Annotated in this window: 17 protein-coding genes; 3 read left to right on the top strand and 14 right to left on the bottom strand. The window is 51.3% G+C overall.

All coding sequences use genetic code 11. The features are described from left to right. Positions 1–206: 206 nt before the first annotated feature. From DVH26_RS16400 to DVH26_RS16380, 5 genes are all read right to left on the bottom strand, one after another. Positions 207–470 carry a hypothetical protein gene (locus tag DVH26_RS16400; RefSeq protein ID WP_239634842.1) on the bottom strand — a complete coding sequence of 88 codons (264 nt, stop codon included), beginning with the start codon at positions 468–470 and terminating at the stop codon, positions 207–209. Positions 471–566: 96 nt separating this feature from the next. Further along, positions 567–1,874, bottom strand: coding sequence for a DUF4129 domain-containing protein (locus tag DVH26_RS16395; RefSeq protein WP_239634841.1), 1,308 nt, complete (start codon positions 1,872–1,874; stop codon positions 567–569). Continuing rightward, entirely contained in the window at positions 1,871–2,983 is a 1,113-nt protein-coding gene (locus DVH26_RS16390; RefSeq protein ID WP_239634840.1) for a DUF58 domain-containing protein, read from the bottom strand. Before DVH26_RS16390 ends, DVH26_RS16395 begins: the two co-directional genes overlap by 4 nt. Beyond that, complete coding sequence (locus DVH26_RS16385) at positions 2,980–3,945, bottom strand: AAA family ATPase (protein WP_239634839.1); 966 nt, start codon at positions 3,943–3,945, stop codon at positions 2,980–2,982. Before DVH26_RS16385 ends, DVH26_RS16390 begins: the two co-directional genes overlap by 4 nt. Before the next feature lie 168 nt (positions 3,946–4,113). Then, positions 4,114–4,605: a YhcN/YlaJ family sporulation lipoprotein gene (locus DVH26_RS16380; protein ID WP_239634838.1), complete on the bottom strand. Its 492-nt coding sequence runs from the start codon at positions 4,603–4,605 to the stop codon at positions 4,114–4,116. Positions 4,606–4,811: 206 nt separating this feature from the next. On the opposite strand from DVH26_RS16380, the gene xerS reads away from it, so the two are divergent. Continuing rightward, positions 4,812–5,945 carry a tyrosine recombinase XerS gene (gene xerS / locus DVH26_RS16375; RefSeq protein ID WP_239634837.1) on the top strand — a complete coding sequence of 378 codons (1,134 nt, stop codon included), beginning with the start codon at positions 4,812–4,814 and terminating at the stop codon, positions 5,943–5,945. 116 nt (positions 5,946–6,061) lie between these two features. On the opposite strand, the gene mreB is transcribed toward xerS, so the two are convergent. Further along, on the bottom strand, positions 6,062–7,147 hold the full coding sequence (gene mreB / locus DVH26_RS16370) for a rod shape-determining protein (protein ID WP_379451505.1): 1,086 nt from the start codon (positions 7,145–7,147) through the stop codon (positions 6,062–6,064). Between the two features lie 340 nt (positions 7,148–7,487). Here mreB and DVH26_RS16365 point away from each other — a divergent pair, with 340 nt between their 5' ends. Together DVH26_RS16365 and DVH26_RS16360 are read left to right on the top strand one after the other, a co-directional pair. Beyond that, positions 7,488–7,829, top strand: a complete 342-nt coding sequence (locus tag DVH26_RS16365) for a hypothetical protein (RefSeq protein ID WP_239634835.1) — start codon at positions 7,488–7,490, stop codon at positions 7,827–7,829. Then, positions 7,810–8,283, top strand: coding sequence for a type II toxin-antitoxin system VapC family toxin (locus DVH26_RS16360; RefSeq protein WP_239634834.1), 474 nt, complete (start codon positions 7,810–7,812; stop codon positions 8,281–8,283). Before DVH26_RS16365 ends, DVH26_RS16360 begins: the two co-directional genes overlap by 20 nt. A 109-nt stretch (positions 8,284–8,392) precedes the next feature. On the opposite strand, the gene DVH26_RS16355 is transcribed toward DVH26_RS16360, so the two are convergent. The 8 genes from DVH26_RS16355 to DVH26_RS16320 all read right to left on the bottom strand — a co-directional run bounded on the left by DVH26_RS16355 (position 8,393) and on the right by DVH26_RS16320 (position 20,181). After that, positions 8,393–10,462: an acyltransferase family protein gene (locus DVH26_RS16355; protein WP_239634833.1), complete on the bottom strand. Its 2,070-nt coding sequence runs from the start codon at positions 10,460–10,462 to the stop codon at positions 8,393–8,395. Between the two features lie 398 nt (positions 10,463–10,860). Then, entirely contained in the window at positions 10,861–12,528 is a 1,668-nt protein-coding gene (locus tag DVH26_RS16350) for an ABC transporter substrate-binding protein (RefSeq protein WP_239635393.1), read from the bottom strand. Between the two features lie 72 nt (positions 12,529–12,600). Beyond that, positions 12,601–13,497, bottom strand: coding sequence for a carbohydrate ABC transporter permease (locus DVH26_RS16345; RefSeq protein ID WP_239634832.1), 897 nt, complete (start codon positions 13,495–13,497; stop codon positions 12,601–12,603). A 24-nt stretch (positions 13,498–13,521) separates the two neighbouring features. After that, positions 13,522–14,442, bottom strand: a complete 921-nt coding sequence (locus DVH26_RS16340) for an ABC transporter permease (protein WP_379453540.1) — start codon at positions 14,440–14,442, stop codon at positions 13,522–13,524. Positions 14,443–14,735: 293 nt separating this feature from the next. After that, positions 14,736–17,048, bottom strand: a complete 2,313-nt coding sequence (locus DVH26_RS16335) for a helix-turn-helix domain-containing protein (protein ID WP_239634831.1) — start codon at positions 17,046–17,048, stop codon at positions 14,736–14,738. A 297-nt stretch (positions 17,049–17,345) separates the two neighbouring features. Continuing rightward, entirely contained in the window at positions 17,346–17,657 is a 312-nt protein-coding gene (locus tag DVH26_RS16330; protein ID WP_239634830.1) for a 2Fe-2S iron-sulfur cluster-binding protein, read from the bottom strand. 18 nt (positions 17,658–17,675) lie between these two features. Further along, positions 17,676–19,382, bottom strand: a complete 1,707-nt coding sequence (locus DVH26_RS16325; protein ID WP_239634829.1) for an FAD-binding protein — start codon at positions 19,380–19,382, stop codon at positions 17,676–17,678. A 19-nt stretch (positions 19,383–19,401) separates the two neighbouring features. After that, entirely contained in the window at positions 19,402–20,181 is a 780-nt protein-coding gene (locus DVH26_RS16320) for a LamB/YcsF family protein (RefSeq protein ID WP_239634828.1), read from the bottom strand. Positions 20,182–20,184: the final 3 nt, after the last annotated feature.

Genomic DNA, 20,184 nt, shown 5'->3' with positions numbered 1-20,184 from the left:
ATGCATTAGGTTAAATTTGTTTGCCTCGTGCAACTTTTCGGGTAAAAAAAACCAATTGCGTAATTAAATTATATGCTGATTAAAGCAAAAGTTCCTATGTATGTGATTGTACTCGGCAAAATATTTTTGTCAAGGGAAACATTTGTAGGCTGTTCCAACAAAAAAAAACTGCCGACACCCGGTCGACAGTTCCCTTTTGAAACAGCTTATTTCTGAAGTGTGTTTTTCGCGGCGTTGACGAGGAAATCGTACCATTCGTCGCTTTCCTCAAGCACATCCTCGACTTCCAGAATCTCATCCTCACTACCCGATTCATTCAGGAAGAATAAGCCGTAGCTCCATTCTTTCCCGTTCTTGCTGTGCAATGTGATTTCGTAAGGCAGCTTATGATCCTTAAATTCAAAAGCCACTTTCCCGATGTAGCCGTCTTCCTTGCTGTATGACATGGATGCATCCATTACCTTAATCAACCTGCTCACCCTTCCTGTAACCTGTACGCTTCAAAAATTATAATGGAAATCGCTCCCCTATTTCAACCGATTCGACTCTTGGCGGCGGCAGGATGCTTACTGCTTCTTCTCCATTGCCCGTTTCAGAGCAAGAACCTCCTGATCGGAAACGGCATCCTTATCACCATAGCGGACGGAATCATACATGGCGACCAGCTTATCCGCCTCATCGGGAGGAAGCTTGTGCCAAGCCTCTATCTCCCGGCCGGTTTCACGTGGGGTCAAATACCGTTTAATGCGGTATCCCTGATGGATCGATTGACGCAGCCAGCTGCGATACAAAAAACGGATGCGATCCCGGTTCGTGGCCATATCCTCCCACTTCTCCGGCCGCGAACCGCCGAACCATCGTCTCCAGCGGGAGAACAGCTGGCTGCCGAGCTGATCCCAATCCATCAGACTCTCGACATCGTCCTCATACCCGGTCCGGCTTGCCCGCATATCGTTCGAACGGAGCTTGCCTGCGAGCCAGGTAAAGAAAAGCCGCGCCCAGCCGGGAATCTTGATCGCGATCCTGTACAGCAAATACAAGACCGCAGCAATAATAACCGCCGCCGTAATATAGTAAAATATCTTCTCCAGCACCTCGAGCCAAACCGGCGGCGCCTCGCTCACCCCCAAATTAGGCGGCGTAGGCTGCGGCTTTTGCTCAGGAACCATAGCCGGCGGCTTGTCGGAGGAAGCGAACAGCGCACGCAGCAGGGCGGCCAGCTGCTCCTTCAGCCACCCCATCGCCTGCTGCAGCATCCGAAATGCTACGATGAGTGCGATCAGCAGCAAAACAAGCCCGATCAGCAGGCGATTTTTCCATTTCATTTCCGATGCAATGACCGGTTCTTTATCCCCTGGCAGCGATTCCTGTTTCATGTTGGATTCATTCGTCACAAACAGGGTCACTGCCAGCGATACGAGTCCGCCCCCTGTCAATAACGGCATGAAAGGTTCAAATTCAGGCATGAAATGCAAGATAACCGATGCGAAAAAATATAAAATCATACCGAGCAGGAAAAAGCTTGCCGGAAATAGCATATACCAGGGAACCTCCGTCAGCTTGATCCCTCTGTAGACCGCTATGCAGGCTATTGGGATGGACACCAGCGCGATAAGGTCGGTGCCGAACAGCAGGTAGGTATAGCCACCGCCCAAGCAAGCGATGAGAAATAACAGCTGGAATAGCCTTGTTATCCGGATCCATGTGGCGGCAGCAAAACCGGCGGCATAACATACCGGAAGCGTAGCAAGCCATATCCAGCGAACGTTCTCCGGCAGCACATAGACGGATAACACGAGCAGCAGAGGCAGAAACAGCAGCAGCTCGGCGCAGCCTTTAAGGACCGCTGCACCCATACGGGAGAGGAAGCTCATGCGCTCTCACCCGCCTGTTCATCCGGGCGCATTCGCTTCTCCAGCTGCAGGATGTCCACGGAGTTGCCTTGATAACGGAGCTGCTCGATCGGCGTCTTCATTTTCTCGCCTATATAAGAAGTAATAATGAGAATATCGCGATTGGAGAATCCGCTCGCTGCTTCCTCCTCGAGCAATGTATCGAACGGAATGCTGCGGGCGACGACAACCTTCGCCATCGTCTCCAGAATAAAGGTCATCTGCTCCGAACCGCTGCCAGGGTGAACGCGTACCGCTTCCTTCGGAGCATCGACGGTATAGGCGTTCGTGCCGAAGCCCGTTTCCATCCCCTGATCTATAGCTTGCTGGGCAATGGCGGCGGCATAAGACAATCCTCGCTCGTACAGCTCTTCATCGTTGACCTGATTCCACATCTTCTCATGATCTTCCACATTCAAATAAATCATAAGCCGGTGATCCGCCGTATAATCTCGCTGATGCACCTGGAGCTTGCCCATCCGGGCCGTCGCTTTCCAGTTCACCCCGTTCAAGGGATCGCCGTATCGGTATTCCCGTACGCCTGTGATCATGAACGGATCGTCTACGATCCAGCGGCGCACGGAGAAGTCCCCCTGCCAGCTGTGCGACGGCAGCGCGATTTCCTCGAGGGGCGCGAGCTTCGGGTACACCAGCAGCTCGGCATCCAGCTCGAGCTTGAGCGTATTTTTGTACATCCCGAGCAGATCGCCGTGAGTAAGCGCTGCCGTATTCAAGCGGTAGCAGCCTCTTTTGCGGCACACCATCCTGTGACGTCTTGTCACCTGCGTGTAGGGCATCAGACTGAACAAGCTCTTATGATTTTGGAACATGGCGCCGTTGTTGATGTCCAGGTTCGATTGGCTGTAGAATACCAAATTCGCATGGATCAGCGATTCTAGCCTCAGCCAGGGGACCGGCAGTAAATTCCGGTTCGCGATCCGCTCCACCATCTCGGCCTCCTCCCCTTCGAAGCAGGCTTTCATGCTGAAATACCGATGATAAGTAAGCCCTTTGTCGCCGAAGAAGCGGAACAAGATTACCTGCAGCACCAAAACAATTAAGGTAATGAATAACAACCAATGAATGCTCATTCCTGCTTCACCAACTCGGATTCAGCCGGTACGGTAACCTCCTGCAGGATGGAATCGACAATCGACTCAGCCGCAAGATGCCGCGAGCGGAACGAGCCTTTGACCATTATGCGGTGCGCAAGCACGGGCCCTGCCATCGCTTTGACGTCATCCGGCGTTGCGAAATCTCTGCCTTGAAGCAGCGCCTGCACTTGAACCGCTTTCAATAATGCCTGACTGCCGCGGGGGCTGACGCCTGTCGCCACTTCGCTGTGATATCTCGTTTTTTCCACGATCTGCAGCATATACCTCAACAGCTCGTCGCTAACCGTCACCTGGGAATAATGACGCTGTGCCGCGATGATCTCGTCCGTTCCCGCTACGCTCACAATCGCTTCGAGCGGGTTGGCATCCTTAAACCGTTTCATGATGTCCAGTCCTTCTTCGGTTGTAGGATACCCCATTCTCACCTTGAATAGAAACCGGTCCAGCTGCGCCTCGGGTAACGGAAACGTCCCCTGGTTTTCCACCGGGTTCTGGGTTGCAATAACCAGGAAAGGCTGCTCCAGCCCCCTCGTCTCGCCGTCAATGCTGATCTGCCTTTCTTCCATACATTCCAACAGGCTCGATTGCGTGCGCGGCGTGGCCCGGTTGATCTCGTCGGCCAACAAAATATTCGTAAACAGAGGCCCGGGGCGGAACTCGAATTCCGATAGCTTTTGATTGAAATAATTGATTCCGCTCAAATCCGAAGGCAGCAAATCGGGAGTAAATTGAATCCGTTTGAAGCTGCAATTCAAAGATTTCGCCACTGCTTTGGCGAGCAGCGTTTTTCCCGTGCCGGGCACGTCTTCGAGCAGAATATGACCGGAAGCTATGAGGGCAATAAGCAGCTTGTCGATAACGTCTTCCTTTCCAACGATGACCTTGCTCACATTAGCTCGAATCGTTTGCGCCAACGATTGAATTTCGCTCAACTGCATTCGCCGCAACCTCTCTTTCGTTCGTAAGATGTCCTCAGTAATAATGGTATCAAACTAAACTTTACCATAAGGAGGCTCGAAAAATCTACGAAGAGATTGCAGCAAAAAAAGCCCTGAAGCAATGAATCCGCCTCGCGGCTTCTCATCACTCAGGGCTTCGGATCATCGTTATCGCGGATTCGGGAATACCCGTTTTACCATTTCCGTGAACTCCGCAAAAAAGCCGGAAACCGGTCTGCCGGCGGCAACATCGGCAGCATAATTGTTCACCCGTTGAACGAAGTCGGGGTTCGTAGATACATACACGTTATGAACGTTGCCATCCGTCGATTTTACTTGTTGGGCGATTTTACCTTCCATATCTCTCGTCAGCTGTCCAGTGCCGTCTTTTAGCACGGCAGCCACATAAGCATTGTTCTGTGTAACCAGAACGTTCGCGGACTTGACTCCGGGAAGCTGAACGATTTTGTCCGCCGCCTGTCTGGCCACTTGAATCCGATTGTCTTGAATCGCAGCCGGCGTTGGATTGGCAGCCTGCTGACGTACGGATTGATTTGGAGCGGGCTGCGCCGCTTGGTTCCGTGTGCACGCCGTTAATGAGCCTGCGAGCAGGAAGGCCGAAATCGTGCATACAACCATTTTGGAAGTGTGATTGGACATGAAGTTTGTCCCCCTTTCTTTAATTTAATTCTTAGTATGCTTTGTTCAATTGCTTCTCATGCATCCTCCATCTTTCCATCCTTTTACGGGTAGACGGACTTGCACACTACAATTCACCGCCGCGCTGTACTATACTAAGAATCAGATAGCTTTTCCTCACTTGCCGTTTCTTTCCTGCGAACAATACAATAGCGAGGTGACTCTTCTTGAACATACTGAAAGTGAAGGACCGTCAAGAGCTGGACAAAAAAATTCCGTCCATGCCTTGGTATGTCGAAAAATTCATCAATTATAAACTGCCCGACCTGTCTCCCTCGTCCTTGCTGGAATATGTTAGGGATTATGAAACCTTCTTATCCTGGCTGCTGGCCGAAGGGTTGGCCGAAGGTCAAACGATAAAGGATGTGCCTATCGAATCGCTGGAGAAGCTGCATATGGAGAGCATCGATAATTTCCGCATGTTTTTGTCCACGCGCAAGGAAAATGCCAACAGCAAGACAACGATATCCCGCAAGCTCTCGTCTCTTCGCTCGCTGTTCCACTACTTAAGCCAGATCGCCGAGGATGAGCAGTTCTATCCGCTGCTGAAGCGCAATGTGATGGCTAAGGTCGAGATCAAACGGACTCATAAACCGAAGGACACTGCGGCGAAGCTTGAAGGAAAGCTGCTGCAGGAGGACGAAATCCGCGAATTCCTGGATTATGTATATAACGGCTATGAGCAAGATATCGCGAACAACAAGCAGGCGATGTATTCGTACGAGCTGAATAAAGTGCGCGACGGCTGTATCATCAGCCTCATTCTAAACTCGGGGCTTCGTGTCTCCGAGGTGGTGAATCTCAATGTCGACGATATCGATATGAAGAAGAAGCTGACCCATGTGTACCGCAAAGGTAAAAATGACGACTCCTTCAAGACGCCCGTCTACTTCCGTCAGGAGGCGTTCGACGACCTCGCAGCGTATTTGGATCTGCGGCAAACCAGGTACAAAGCGCCCAAGCGAGAAAAGGCTCTCTTCCTTGCCATAGCGAACGGAAAAAAAGAAGGCGAGCGGATGACCAAGCGCGCGATGCAGGAAATGGTAATCAAGTATGCCAAGCGGTTCGGCAAGCCGTTCCTGTCCGTACATAAGCTGCGCCATTCTTTCGCAACCGACTATTATTTGCGGAATGACCTGTACAAGACGCAGGAGCAGCTCGGGCATGCTTCGCCGGAAACGACGCAGATTTATGCCCATTTGACCGATAAAACGATGGCGGAAGCTATCGACAACCGGAAAGAGCAGGAGTCCGAAAGCAAGAACGCCCCTGCGTCGGCATCGCGTTATGCGACCAGGTAACACGGTTAGGCTGCACGTATTTAAAGCAACAGAAAAAACCGCAGGCTTCTGCTAGAGCCTGCGGTTTCCTTATGGAACGATGCTTCAAGGTCATCGTATGTACGGTTTGTTTGCAATTAATCTCCCGCCGCTTGCTTAACGGCTTCATTCTCATGAAGCGGATCCGGCTGGAACCCTTTGCTGCCGCTTTTGGAGGAACGGGTGCGGTCCAATTTACGGATATCATAATCGAGCATTTTCCCTGCTCCCAATGCGGTACACTCCAGCGGCTGATCCGCCAAATAAATCGGAATGTGCGTATCCGACTGCAGCCTCGTGTTAAGCCCTTTCAACAAAGAGCCGCCTCCGCATAAAATAATGCCTTGCTCCATAACATCCCCCGCAAGCTCAGGCGGGCACTCCTCCAAGGTCGCTCGAATGGTGTCCACCAGCGTGCCGATGAAGCTATCCAGCAATCTATAGATTTCTTGCGATGATATCGTAATCGTCTTGGGAAGTCCTTCGACCAGGTCTCTTCCCCGTATATCCAATTGCACGTCGGGATCCGGCTTTACCACCGTACCGAGCTTGATTTTGATGTCTTCCGCAGTCCGTTCGCCGATATCCAGGCTGTACGTTTTTTTGACATACTCGATAATGTCCCGATCGATCGACATGCCCCCCCTGCGGATCGTTCTGCTGGAAACGATGCCTCCGAGAGACAGGATGGCTACCTGCGAGGTTCCGCCGCCGATGTTCAATATCATATTGCCGAGCGGCTGGTCGACCGGCAGCCCCGCACCCAATGCCGCAGCCAGCGGCTCTTCTACCGTGATGGCTTTATTGGACCCTTTTTGAAACACCGTTTCTTCAACGGCCCGCTTCTGCACGCTCGTAATCCCGCATGGAATCGAAATGAACACCCTGGAGCGCCGCATCCAAGAGCGGCCCTGAATTTTTCGCATAAAATGCTGCAGCATCGCCGTCGACCAATTGTAGTTGGAAATGACGCCATCCTGCAGCGGATAAATGATTTCAAGATTGCCCGGTGCCCGTCCGATCATGGCTTGCGCCTCCGAGCCAATGGCAAGAACTTCCCCTGTATCCTGCTTCACGGCAATAACGGATGGCTCCTGAAGAACAATCCCTTTCCCTCGCTGATAAATAATCGTATTGGACGTGCCTAAATCGATCCCAAATTGCAGCTCACTAAACATATACATCCTCCGTCTCAATCGTTTTGTCGAAGCGCAGGACTTTTTATATTCTTTGCTTATTCTCGCGCCCGTAGTTGGTGAATTGTGCTGTACACAGCGTAAGCTTGCTGCACAGACTTGTCCTGTCCCCTTATGCTCCGAGATTTTATACTCTTCGTCCCCCCTGCCCAACTTGCGGGGGCATTTGTGAAGAAAAAAGAACTGGAAAATCCGTACATTTTCTATCCCGAATGAAAGTCGTTTTGCAAAAAGCGGACCCCATGAAACTGTCGACTTCCCACGAATCATGTAAGATGGCGACGAATGATACAGATGCCGTAACCAATTACAACGGAGGTGCAAGTCCATGGGCAATTCCACAAGACTGCTGCAGCGCCGGCTGGAACAATGGAAAACTGCGGCAACCCAGTTTATTGCAGGACCCGAGGAAGAAGAAGATAACAGAACCGTCGTGCTTGAGCCCGCTATATTTGAACAATGCCAGCAAGAGGCGGATGCGCAGCAAATCAGCGTAAACGAATGGGTCCATTACATACTGGAACAGCATGTTGCCGCCAAGAGCGCCGACCTGCTGGTTCCTATATCGAGAGAACAGCTGGAGCGCAATCCTTTGCTTTATTTGGACGCTTTAGCCGAACGCAACATTAATTTATACGGAGAACCGAAGTATGAATATGAACAATCTTGATGAAACGAATCTCCAGCAGGCTGTATATCTGGACCAGTCGGCCTTAATGGCATTTATGAACCCGCAGGATCCCTATTATGCAAAAGCGCGGACGATGTTTCTCGATTTGGACGATTTGGACCGCAAGCTCATTACGACGAACTATGTTATTTTCGATACGCATCAATGGCTGAGAAACAAATTCGGATTTCAGCAGGCGCAATTTTTCCTGGAAACGATGGAGCAAGCCGTACAAAAAGGGACGTTAACCTTAATTTCCGGTTGTTCGGAATTCGAGCAGGAATCCAAGCGGCTGCTTGTCGATTGCCCCGATCTTCAGCTTTCGCTGACGGAAGCGATCACTGCCGTCGTTATGATTACATACCAAATCAAACGTATTTTCACCTTCAATCCTAGCTATTCCTTTCTTCCTAAGCTGGACTCCAGCATCAAAGTCATGCCGAGCGTATGGTAAACATCCGAGCGAGCCTGTCCCGTTTCTTCATGAAACCGGGCAGGCTTTTCAACTATTTATCGAGCAAAAAAATAGGCCTCCCGCTTCATACGAAGGTGAGGCCCTGTTTTTATAATTTGGATTCCGCAAGCGCGGAAACGATCAGTGAAGCGTACAGCTCCGATCCTTCAGGCCCCAGATGAACTCCATCCTGGGCGAAGATCGATGCTTTGCCTTCGCTCGCTGCGTACCAGTCCACCAGCTTGACTTTCGGATTGTTCTCGGCAGCGGATGCCAATATCGTATTGACTTCGTTCTCCCATTTTCGCGGAACTCGTGTATTAACAAGAACGATCTGCTCGGGATCCCCTAGCGATTCAAGGAGAGAATTAAGCTGCTTCTCGGTGAAGGGTCCGTTGGAGCCCAGCTCAAGAATGACCCGCTTGCCGAGCTTTCCTTCCTCTTTTAACTGTTTCACCACATCCGCCGCTTGAAGCAGCTGCCGGCCGATCTTGCCGTCGATGACGATTCCCGGCAGCTGCTTCTCCAAATGAGTGGCTGCACCCAAAATAACCGAATCCCCAATCACCGTTATGCCGTCTCCGACTTTCGGTTTGGCTTCAGGCGTAACGCCGGCTGTTATCTCCGCTCCGGCTTCCTTGGAAGGATCCGTCGTCGCCGCAACCGAGCCTTTCGGCTCCACGGTTGCCGGTAGAGAGTCCGCAGCATGCCCGTCCGACTGATCAGACGGCTTGCCTGTTCCTTCCGCGGGCGTATCCTCCAATTGCTCGGATATTCCGCCGTCATTGTTAGGTCCGGCAGAGATCGGCTGGCTCGGCGGATCGATAGCTATCGGCTCCGGCTTGACAGGTCCGACGGCTGCTATCGCTTCTTCTTTATCGCTCGGCTGTTGAGCCTTATCCCCGTCCGACGGTCCCGACGGAGCTTCTATGCCGGGGGGCGTTGAGCTCGCCGTCGCATCCGTTACCCGGTCTACCATACCAACGCAGAGAAATCCGATAAGAAACAGCACGCAGGCGGCAGGAGTCCAGCGAGCCGCAGGCGGCCGCTGCCGGCTTCGTCTGCTTTCCCCTGCTTGCGTCCGGCTTCGCCTCCATACCCCGCGCCGGATCGGCTCCTCCACAAACCGCCATGACAAGGCGGCAATCAGGACCGTCACCCCCATTTGCAATATCATCTTCAGTATCGAAACCTGCCCGTGATCCATAACGGGACTGGTGAGCACGATGACGGGATAATGCCATAAATAAATGCCGTACGATCTTACTCCGATCCACTTCAAAGGCTTGTTGCTCAGTACTTTCCCCAAATAGGTTGCTGGATGAGCAATGACCGCTACTACGACGGCAGCTGCAAGCGACAACAGGACTAATCCTCCGTTATACAGAAATCCGTCGTACTCGTCGGTATTCCATACCATGAAGCCTATCGCTGCCAGCGCCAGAATCCCCAGCGTATCCAGCGTTATCCGGAAGGGAGCGTCCGTTGGAGCCGTCAGCCTCCGGCTGGGCCAGACCATGGCCAGAACTGCGCCGATCAGCAGCCCGAAGGCTCTCGTATCGGTTCCGTAATACACGCGGCTCGGGTCCGTCCCGGGCTCATACAGCCACATCATCGCGACAGCCGATACCGCTGCGCCGATCAGGGTAAGCACGAGCAGCTGAATCCGTCGCGGCGTAAACTTCAGGCCCAGGAGCAGCAGAAGCGGCCACAGCAAGTAGAACTGCTCCTCCACCGCCAAGGACCATAAATGTCCTAAAGGAGACGGCGGCCCGAAGCTCTCGAAATACGAGACTTGACGAAAAATTAACCACCAGTTGCTGACATACAGCAAGCCGGCTACCACTTCCGCCTGAAGCCCCGCTACCCGCGGTTTGTCGAACAGCAAAATCCATGCGCTGACCAGCACAAGCATTAGCAGCAGCGCTGGGAGCAGCCTTCGTGCCCTCCTGACCCAAAACGATCTTAAATCCAGCTTTCCGGTCTGCTTCCATTGGGAGATTAGTATATCGGTTATGAGATATCCCGACAATACGAAAAACACACCGACGCCAAGAAGCCCTCCAGGCGCCCATTCCATATTCAGATGGTACACGATGACGGCAAGCACAGCCAATGCGCGCAAGCCGTCCAGTCCGGCCATATAGCGGCTGCTGCCGCCTTGTACAGGCTTAGGCATCGGGGCTTCCTCCCTTACGGAAGCTTAAGCCCGTGCCGTCCCATCGGCCGCCATTCTCTCTTCTCCTCGTCTTGCTGCCTGTATCCTCCATCATAGCGATTCGGCTCATCTGTCTTCTGTCCTTTCATTCACTTAAGGTGTCAATGTTCTACGTTGATACCTTAACTATAACCAATCGCGAAATGGAAATCGTTACGAAAGGATTACAGGTTCATTTCTCGTACAAATGCGCAAAACCATTAACTGGAATCGCCTCCTGCGGCTATCTTATTATGGATTTATTCCGGATTCAACGGGAACTTTTGTCGAAATCTGTCGAGTTGACGAGCATGCCGAAATACTGCGAAAAAAAGCACCCTCCACATCCATTAACGGTGTGAAGGGCGCTTAAGAAGCCGTTATTTTTTCTTTTGCTTGGCGTCATACGCCGATTGGTAAATTTCGAGATAACGCTTCAGATTCATGTTGTCGAGATTTTTCACATATGCGTCCCAGTTCTTATCGATATCCGAGTCGCCTGTTATAAACCGAGCCATCATCTCTTTGACATGATCGAGAATCGTTTTCTCCAGATCGGCCAGCTCCGACGCCTGGTCCGCCGTGAAGAAGACCGGAGGCATAACTTTATCGATCTTCATTTGGTACGGCTCCATCTTCTGCTTCGTTTCGTTGTACAGAATGACTTCCAGCGGTTGATCCGGATTCGCAACTTCACCGAGACGGAAATCGTTGGAGCGGTAGTTCGGACCGGTTTGGCCCCAGTTCACGTTTTGTACGCCGCCCCATGGAGTCAGCTGCTTCCAGATCGCCGGCTTGCCGTTAATACCGATCTCGCCTTTTTCCGCATAGCGCCATTCGGTTCCTTCACGTCCGGCATACCATCTCAAAGTCGTATCCGGCGAATTGTATAAGAAATCGGCGAGGCGGAACGCCACTTCAGGATTTTTCGCATTTTTCGTAATAACATACTGCCCGTTGCCGACCACATACGGATGATATGCAGCAGTTTGGAAGCCGTTCGGACCTTTCAGAGGAGGCACGGCGACATAAGTCAGCCATCTGCCGGTGCTTCCGCCCAGAGTTGTCAACGAACCCATATTATGGCCGTTCGAAGCTCCGAGAATAACCGTATCCGGATTTTCGCCCAGCGTTTTCAGCTGGTTGTTATCCTGCGTCAATGCCTGCGGGTCAATCAAGCCTTCGGCATACAGCTTGCGCAAATATTTCAAGCCTTCCTTCCATTCCGGCTTGTTGTACGGAACGGTTACTTTGCCGTTGTCCAAGTACAGCTTCTTATCTCCGTGATCATAAATAAACGCATTCATGATGAACGAATCGAGCATTTGAGTCGAGAACAAGTGGCTGCTGCCGGCTTGAATCGAACCGGACAATGGAATTTCATCCGCCTTGCCGTTGCCATTCGGATCCTTCGTTTTGAACGCTTTCAGCACTTCGTAGAACTCGTCGGTGGTCGTAGGCATTTTCAGTCCGAGCTTGTCGAGCCACGGTTTATGAATCCACATTCTTTGCTGATACATACAGTGGTAGCATTCGTTAACCTGCGGCAGCGCGTAAATTTTGCCGTCCGGCGCGGTGATCAGATCCTTGTAGAACGGGTTGACGTCGAACATTTTTTTCATTTCAACCCCGTACTTGTCGATCAGATCGTTCAATGGAAGGAATACGCCTTGGCTGCCGTAAATCATCATCTGCGTCGGGGATACGCCGAAGCCCATAATGACGTCCGGATAGTCGCCGCTCGACAGAACCAGATTCAGCTTCTCGGTAGCCGACTTTTCAGGAGCTACCTCCCATTCAATGTGAACGTTCGTTTTTTGCTCCAGCCATTTGGTGAACTCGTTCGTGGCAAAGTCTTCAACCGATGCGCTGCCTTTGACAAGGATTTTAATCGTTGTCTTCTCATTCGTTATCGGGAGCTGCCCGGCAGGCGTTACGGCTACGCTCGGCGTTTTTCCGGTATCTTTGCCGGCAGGTGCGTCGGCTCCGGAGCATGCGCTTAATACAATTCCGAAGCATAACAGGATCGAGAGCATGACTAGCGTCATTTTTTTCAAACAAACCCCTCCTAGACGGTTTCTTTACCACAATAGAATTTATAAGATTACGAGGTCACGCTCTTACCCTTTCAAAGACCCGATCATAACACCCTTAACAAAATACTTCTGAACAAACGGATACACAACGAGAAGCGGAACCGTAGCTACCACGATCAACGAATATTTCAACAGCTCCCGGAGTCCTTCCCGTTTCGCTTGCTCCGCTACGTCCATCAGCATGTTCAAATCCACATCGTTCTGCACCAAAATATCTCTGAGCACGAGCTGCAGCGGGTACAGATTTTGATTCTTCAAATATATAAGCGCATTGAAATAAGAGTTCCAGTGCCCGACGGCATAAAACAGCGTGATTACGGCAATAATCGGACCCGACAAAGGAAGCACGATTTTCCAAATAAACTGAAAGTCCGTACAGCCGTCCAGCTGAGACGCTTCCAGCAGCTCATCGGGAATCGTTGTCTGGAAATAGGTGCGCGTAATGATCATGTTCCATACCCCGAGCGCGCCCGGAAGCAGCATCGACCAAGTCGTATTCAGCAGCCCCAGATCTTTGACCACGAGGTAAGTCGGGATCAGCCCTCCGGAGAACATCATGGTGAACACGAACAGGAACATGAACACATTTTTTCCGTAAAAATCTTTCCTCGACAACGGATACGCAGCCAAAATGGTCATGACGACGTTAATCGCCGTTCCTGCGACCGTATAGAAGATGGAGTTCATAAAGCCGCTCCATATCAGCTTGTGCTTGAAGACGGCACTGTACCCATCGAGCGTAGGATCGATCGGCCACAGCCATACCGCTCCCGAAATGACAGCTTCCGAACTGCTTATTGAAGCGCTTACAATGTAGATGAGAGGATACATTATGGTAATCAGAAACAAAGATAATATCGTGTAATTAATGATCGTAAACATCTTGTCGCTTCGGTTTTCCTGAATATTCGAATGTTCCACTGGTTTCTCCTTTCCGGCCCCTGGTCACCACAAGCTAGCCTGCTTCGTTTTCTGGGCGATTTTATTAACGATAATAAGCAAGATCAGGTTGATTACCGATTTGAACAAGCCGATAGCGGAAGAATAAGAATAATTCAGCGCCTGCGACGCCAAACCAACCTTATATACATAAGTATCGATGACTTCCGACGTCCGCAAATTGAGCGGGTTTTGCATCAGGAGCACTTTCTCGAAGCCGACATCCAGCATATGTCCCGTATTCATAATCAACATAATGATGGCAATAGGCATAATACCCGGAATGTCGATGTGCCACATCCGCTGAACCTTCGTAGCCCCATCCACGACCGCCGCTTCATGGAGCGACGGATCGATCCCCGACAACGCGGCCAAATAGATGATACAGCCGAAGCCAACGCTCTGCCAAATGCCGGACCATACATATATGGACTTGAAGTATTCGGGTACCCCCATGAAGTTGATCGTATCCAGGCCGATAAACCTCAGTATCGTATTGACGATCCCGTTGCGCGGATCCAACATTTCCAGAATGATGCCGACCATAACGACGACGGATATGAAATGCGGCGCATAGGTGATCATTTGAACCGATTGCTTAAAAAATTTGTGTCTTACGTAGTTCAGACTGAGCGCCAGTATAATAGGAAAAGGAAACCCGGCGATCAAGCTGTACACGCTCAAAACAATGGTATTGCTCATCAATCTCCAAAACTCGTACGAATTAAAAAACCGGATGAAATGCTTGAACCCGACCCACTCGCTTCCGAGTACACCCTTCGTGACGATAAAGTTTTTGAAAGCAATCTGAGCGCCGTACATCGGTACATACTTGAAAATAAGAATATAAATAAGCGGCAATGCTATGAGTGCGTACAGCCTCCATCCTTTGCGAATTTTGGAAAACGGCGATTTGCTTCTCGTCATTACGCTGGCTTTTGATTGTACTCCTGTTGTTTGTTTTAGCGCTTCCAATTGCTCACCTCCTTCTTCTCATTCATCCCCTTTAAGAACTGTGATATGGGTAGCGGCGGTTGCGCTATGGATCACTTGCTTGCAGGGTATACACAGACCGTACCATAGAATCAACGGCTGCCCTGCTATCAAGATAGCTTGGTAGCCGTTGAATGTATATAGGATAGCTTAACGGTCGATGTGCATCTGTTCAGAATGCCGATGTGCAATCGTTCAGCTCATATTCAAATGTTAAGAATGCGCTTTCAAGATGGATGAGAACCGCGAAATGCCGTCGTGCTCACGCCGTTCAACCGCTTGAAGGCGCGGCAAAACGTATTGGACGAGCTGTAGCCCACGCGAAGCGCGATCTCATAAACCGGCAAATCGGTGCGTACGAGCAGCTCCTTCGCCTGCGTCATCCGCAAATCCTCCAGGTAGTCGGAGAAATTAACGCCCGTCTGCTCTTTGAAAAACTGTGATAAATACCCTTTGGATATGCCAAGCTGATCCGCCACGGAATCGAGACTCAGATCCGCGTATGCGAAGCCTTCATGCAGGCGGGTTACGATGCTTTCCAGCAGCTGCACGTTCTGGCTCTTCTTATGATCGTTAACAAAGCTGCACACTTGCCTGTACACGTTGGTGAGCGAAGCAAAGTTTTTCTTCAGCCCTTCGTAGCTCGCCGCTTCCGCAGGAAGCTGCTTCATCCGCTCCATTACGCTCCATTCGTCCATTTGCACCTGAGGCAGCAGCTTCACGACCGTGCCCAGCATCTCGTTCATAAAAAGCTGCAGCATCGGTACCGACAGCCGTCGCTCTTCGAAGTTGATCTGATACAGCTCCTGCAGCAGCGTCTCCACCGCTTCCCATTCCCCCGCTTTAGCCAGGTTGCTGAGCCGCATTTCCAAATCCGACGGGTAAAAATAGCCGCTCTGCTCTTGCGGCAGCTCGTTATAGCTCATGACGCCTATCTGATTTCGCCAAGTTAAATATTCGAGCGTTTGCCTTGCCTCCTCATAGGATCGGGAGACATTGAGCAGCTCGTCGTACATGTTTCCCGCAGCCAGACATATCGCGACATGAACCTGCTGCTGGATCAGTTCGAGCACATGAGGAAGCATTTCATTCAAGTAAGACACGTTGGTCTCCGTCTTGCTCGAAGCAAACGCAAATAAGAGGGCGAATTGGTCCTCGGCCACATCGTGCCAATAAATATTCCCTTGGAACTCGCGGCGAAGGATGTCCTTGATCTTGACCCGCTTTACATCCAGCTCTTCAAGCAGACTGCGGTCAAAGCCGCTCTCATAGCCGCGCAGCTGAAGAATGGCAACGGCGAAGCAATTGCCCTGCGCTTCGATTCCGACGTGCTGCAGCAGAACGGGCGTATCTTTGGTGGACAGGAAATCGCCCTTCAACAGCCTCTCGAACAAGGCGGCTTGCAGAAACGGCGCCTGCTTCTTCATCTTGTCCTGCAGCTCGCGGTTGTTATCGATGAGCTTGGCTACGGAATCCCGTATAAATCGGTACGCATCGGGCTCCGAATAGGCATCTCCGTCCATTCGATCGATGATGGTATCCATAATCGTGCTGAGAGGCCGGCTGTTCCGGTACGCGAGCAAATAAGCGATCAGAAGTCCCAGCGCCAGAAACACAAACGCCATGGTAAACGTAATTTTCTTAATATACAGCACTTTTTTCAACACGATGGATGCCGGTTGAGCTACGAGATAGGTCCAGCCGTTATAGGAGGAATTCGTGTACGTCACCATCATTTGCTGGTTGTCTATGGTTTCGAGCATATTCCCCTGCTTGCCAAGCAGCTTGCTGCGGTCGATCCAGCTCGTCGGCGCATTGGAGGCCGTGGAAGTTAGGATTTGGCCCGTATCGTCAATAATATACGCCCAGCCTTCTCCGGACGGCTTTAATCCGCCCAGCAGCTTCTGGATTTCCCGGTTATCGACGGTGATGACCACCGCGCCTTGCGGATAGCCAGGATAACCGAGCGAATGAATGTAGGTCATCAGTGAGTAAGCGGTTCCATTTATCGTCACACTTTGGACGGGAAGCACGTCCCGCTGATGATAATCGCCTACCATCATCTGCTTCCATTTATCAAGCTCCATCTGCCCGTAGCGAAAGTTGTTATAAAATTCGGGCAGCTTATACGTACTGTTCTCGGTGAACACGAGCTCGCTGTTTTTATATACAATAAAAAAATTGAATATAAAATTATTCGTTAGACTGTAGTTGTTGAGACTTTTGCGCGTATCGAGTATGCGGTTGATGTTGGAGCCTTGAAACGGTTCGGTAATGTGCTGGAACTGCATAATTCTCGTATCGCCCACAAGCTGCATGGCAATGGATGAGATTTCAGCCAGCCTCCGGTCGAGAATATCCCTGCTCTGCTGAAGCATGCTTATGTTGCCGGCAGTTACTTCCTTCTCCATTTCCTGAAGCGTTTGATTGTATATGACCCAACCGACAAGAAGCGGGAGCAGCAAAAACAGCAGGTTGGGCACCAACAGCCGCAGAAACACCTTATGTCCGCCCGCCTTGCCCCGTTTTATTTTCCACATCTCGCTTCCCCCCCGACGTGATTTGACTCCATTGTAAAGTACTTTGAGGAGACAGACAACGAAAGAATTAGTCGAAATTTGTCTGGAAGGTCTCATCCAATGAGACTACGGGGACTTCCAATCCCTTCCGAATCCGGCTGGTGCCCGTTGATAGGATAACCCGCTTATTTTAATCTCAAAGGGGGCAATCCGCGCAAAGCTCAAAAAAATACAGCGACAGCATAGGACGTAGAGCGTCCTAGACCGCCGCTGATTTATGAGTTCGATCTTTTGGCATGACAGCCGGTTTACCGCCGGTTATTCCAGTGCGGTGATCAGATCTTTAATCCAAGGGAGACCTGTCAATGGCTCGATATGAACATGGGAGTCGGGAACAGCCCGAATGCTGCACAGGTAACCGGCTTTTCCATCCACAACGGCCATGCACTCTTTACATGCATTTGCCGATCTGCAGGAGTACCTTACGGAGAACGATGTATCCTTATGCTCACGAATCCAGAAGATCGCATCCAGCAGACTCATACCTTCTTGATAAGGCACCTCGTAATCCTCCATGGTTCTGCCGGTTTCGGAATCGCCGCGGACCACGTGTAATCTTACGTTAGACATTGTTGTATCCCCCTTTATTCAGACGTCTGCCGCACGAGGCAGTGGAATTTCCTTCATCGTCCATTCACCTTCGGCCTCGAGCCGGAATGTGGTGCTAACCGCAGTGTCATAAGCATGATCATAATCAAGGCGAACATGAGCGCCGCGCGTCTCCCGTCTCGCCAAAGCTCCGATAATTATCGATTCGCTCAATTTCAGCATATGGAGCAGCTCTATTTTCTCCACCAAGGTCAGAGCATAATAGGTTTGTCGGGCCAAGGCAATTCCTTCCACGCGAGCGTTGAGCTCACGCAGCTTGTCCAGCGCTTCGCGCAAGCTCGTCTCCGTACGTAAAGGCCCTGCCCCTTCCCACATCAACTCTTGCAGCTCGCGCTTTACGGAGAGCATCGAAACCTCATCCTTATCCACTTCACGAGGATGCCACAGCTGTTCCAGCCGTCGAAGCTCCTGTTCCAGCTCAGCCTGCAGACGGCCCGACGGCTCCTGACGACGCTCGGCCTTCGCTGCGGATTCCGCAGCAATTCGGCCCGTTACTAACGCTTCCGTAATCGCATTACCCGACAACCGGTTCGCTCCATGCATGCCGTAGATCAGCTCGCCGCAGGCATATAAGCGAGGCACAGTCGTTTCCATCGTACGGTTGACGCGAATTCCGCCCATCGTAAAGTGCGCCATCGGCGCTACCTCGACCATGTCTTTGGTCAAATCGACGCCCTGGTTCTTCAATATTTGAATGACCGGTCCGAACGCTTCCTTCAATTGCTCCTCCGGCACCATGCGAAAATCGAGATAGGCGCCTCCGTGCGGAGTCCCTCTTCCGGCCTCAACCTCTTTAAAAATAGCGAAGGTAGTCTGATCTCGCGCTGCCGTATACTTTCCTGCAACTTCGCTATTGTATTTATCCATAAATTCTTCGAGATTGCCGTTTAACAGCCGCCCGCCTAATTTGTAACGGAAAGGATCCCACATGATCGGGTCGATACCGACCAGCGGCGGATACAGATGGGCTATCGGGAAAAATTGCACCATTTCCATATCCCGCAGCTCGGCTCCGGCTTCGGCCGCCAACATGAATCCGTCGCCTGTCATATTCGCCGATGCGCTGTTTCTTTCATAAATCTCCGTCAGTCCGCCGGTCGCCAGGATGACGGCATTGGCCGCAATCATTACGGGCTGAAATGTCTCCATAGCAAAACCTACAGCTCCCACGACAGTACCGTCTTCTATAACCAGCTTCGTGATCATGATATTTTTTAAACGTTCGATGGACTCGTCCTTCCAAATCGCTTTTCTAAGCCCTGCCGAGGTGGCGCCTCCGGTGTTCAATATATCCACGTAGACACAGCGGCGCCGTGAATGACCCGGCGCGACGACTTGAGAATGCTTCCCGTCCGGTGTTCTGGCCCATTTGACCCCGTAGCCTTCCGCTTCCATAATGAGCTCGGGACCGCGGTCCACTATGGTCCGTACGATTTCCGGATCCGCCATCCCGCGGCTGCCCTTCATTGTATCTTCAAAATGAATATCTGCATTATCTTCTTCCGCTTCACCCAACGCTACCGCCACGGTCATTTGTGCCAGGATGGTGGCGCCTCCGCGGCCGACCAAGCTTTTATCGACCAAAACAACCTTGGCTCCTTCGTTTGCAGCCGCTTTGGCGGCCATCATCCCTGCGGCCCCAGAGCCAATTACCAAGACATCCGTCTGTATATGCAAAGGATTCATCATCATGCTCCTATCTGTGTCAGGATTTGCTGGAGATCGTTTGTCCGATCGGTTGAACGGTAATGCCTGCCTTCTGCAATGCTTCATGAATCGTTCGGGCAAACTCAAGGGCATGCACACCGTCGCCGTGAATACAAATGGTATCCGCTTGAATGTGGACATCTGCATTTTGCCGAGAAAGCACCTTGCCTTTCTGGACCATACGGATCACTTGATTCACCGCTTCCGAATCGTCCGTTATCATTGCATCCGGCTGTCTTCTAGGAGTTAAGGATCCGTTCGACTGGTACGTCCGATCGGAGAATACTTCGCTCGCTGTACGCAGTCCGGCCTTCTCCCCCGCTTTGATAAGCTCGCTGTTCGCAAGACCCAATAAGATCAGCGCGGGATCAACCTTGTAGACAGCTTCGGCAATGGCTTCAGCCAGGCTCGGATTCACCGCCGCCATATTGTATAGTTCGCCATGAGCCTTCACATGCTGCATCGTACCGCCCTCGGACCGGACAAATCCATACAACGCTCCGATTTGGTATACGACGATGTCGTAAGCCTCTTGAGGGGAAATATCCATCCTTCTGCGGCCAAAGCCGATCAAATCCTGTAATCCCGGATGAGCACCGATCGCAACTCCGTTCTCCAGAGCCAGCTTGACCGTCTTTCTCATCGTTCCCGCATCCCCCGCATGAAACCCGCAGGCGATATTCGCCGATGTGACAAAAGATAAAATTTCCGCATCTCTGCCGAGACTATATACCCCGAAGCTTTCGCCCATATCACAATTCAGATCGACATATCTCATGAA

It is taken from the genome of Paenibacillus sp. H1-7 (assembly GCF_022354825.1).
Classification (GTDB): domain Bacteria; phylum Bacillota; class Bacilli; order Paenibacillales; family NBRC-103111; genus Paenibacillus_S.
The sequence above is the reverse complement of the archived record's forward strand: the minus strand, read 5'-3'. Positions and strand labels throughout refer to the sequence as shown.

What these genes read in the sequence shown, in the direction of transcription:
- DVH26_RS16395 (WP_239634841.1), bottom strand. Translation starts at nt 1,874, where the DNA reads ATGAGCTTCCTCTCCCGTATGGGTGCAGCGGTCCTTAAAGGCTGCGCC.
- DVH26_RS16325 (WP_239634829.1), bottom strand. Translation starts at nt 19,382, where the DNA reads ATGAATCCTTTGCATATACAGACGGATGTCTTGGTAATTGGCTCTGGG.
- DVH26_RS16335 (WP_239634831.1), bottom strand. Translation starts at nt 17,048, where the DNA reads ATGTGGAAAATAAAACGGGGCAAGGCGGGCGGACATAAGGTGTTTCTG.
- DVH26_RS16355 (WP_239634833.1), bottom strand. Translation starts at nt 10,462, where the DNA reads ATGCCTAAGCCTGTACAAGGCGGCAGCAGCCGCTATATGGCCGGACTG.
- DVH26_RS16340 (WP_379453540.1), bottom strand. Translation starts at nt 14,442, where the DNA reads ATGACGAGAAGCAAATCGCCGTTTTCCAAAATTCGCAAAGGATGGAGG.
- DVH26_RS16380 (WP_239634838.1), bottom strand. Translation starts at nt 4,605, where the DNA reads ATGTCCAATCACACTTCCAAAATGGTTGTATGCACGATTTCGGCCTTC.
- mreB (WP_379451505.1), bottom strand. Translation starts at nt 7,147, where the DNA reads ATGTATATGTTTAGTGAGCTGCAATTTGGGATCGATTTAGGCACGTCC.
- DVH26_RS16350 (WP_239635393.1), bottom strand. Translation starts at nt 12,528, where the DNA reads ATGACGCTAGTCATGCTCTCGATCCTGTTATGCTTCGGAATTGTATTA.
- DVH26_RS16330 (WP_239634830.1), bottom strand. Translation starts at nt 17,657, where the DNA reads ATGTCTAACGTAAGATTACACGTGGTCCGCGGCGATTCCGAAACCGGC.
- DVH26_RS16360 (WP_239634834.1), top strand. Translation starts at nt 7,810, where the DNA reads ATGAATATGAACAATCTTGATGAAACGAATCTCCAGCAGGCTGTATAT.
- DVH26_RS16385 (WP_239634839.1), bottom strand. Translation starts at nt 3,945, where the DNA reads ATGCAGTTGAGCGAAATTCAATCGTTGGCGCAAACGATTCGAGCTAAT.
- DVH26_RS16390 (WP_239634840.1), bottom strand. Translation starts at nt 2,983, where the DNA reads ATGAGCATTCATTGGTTGTTATTCATTACCTTAATTGTTTTGGTGCTG.
- DVH26_RS16320 (WP_239634828.1), bottom strand. Translation starts at nt 20,181, where the DNA reads ATGAGATATGTCGATCTGAATTGTGATATGGGCGAAAGCTTCGGGGTA.
- DVH26_RS16365 (WP_239634835.1), top strand. Translation starts at nt 7,488, where the DNA reads ATGGGCAATTCCACAAGACTGCTGCAGCGCCGGCTGGAACAATGGAAA.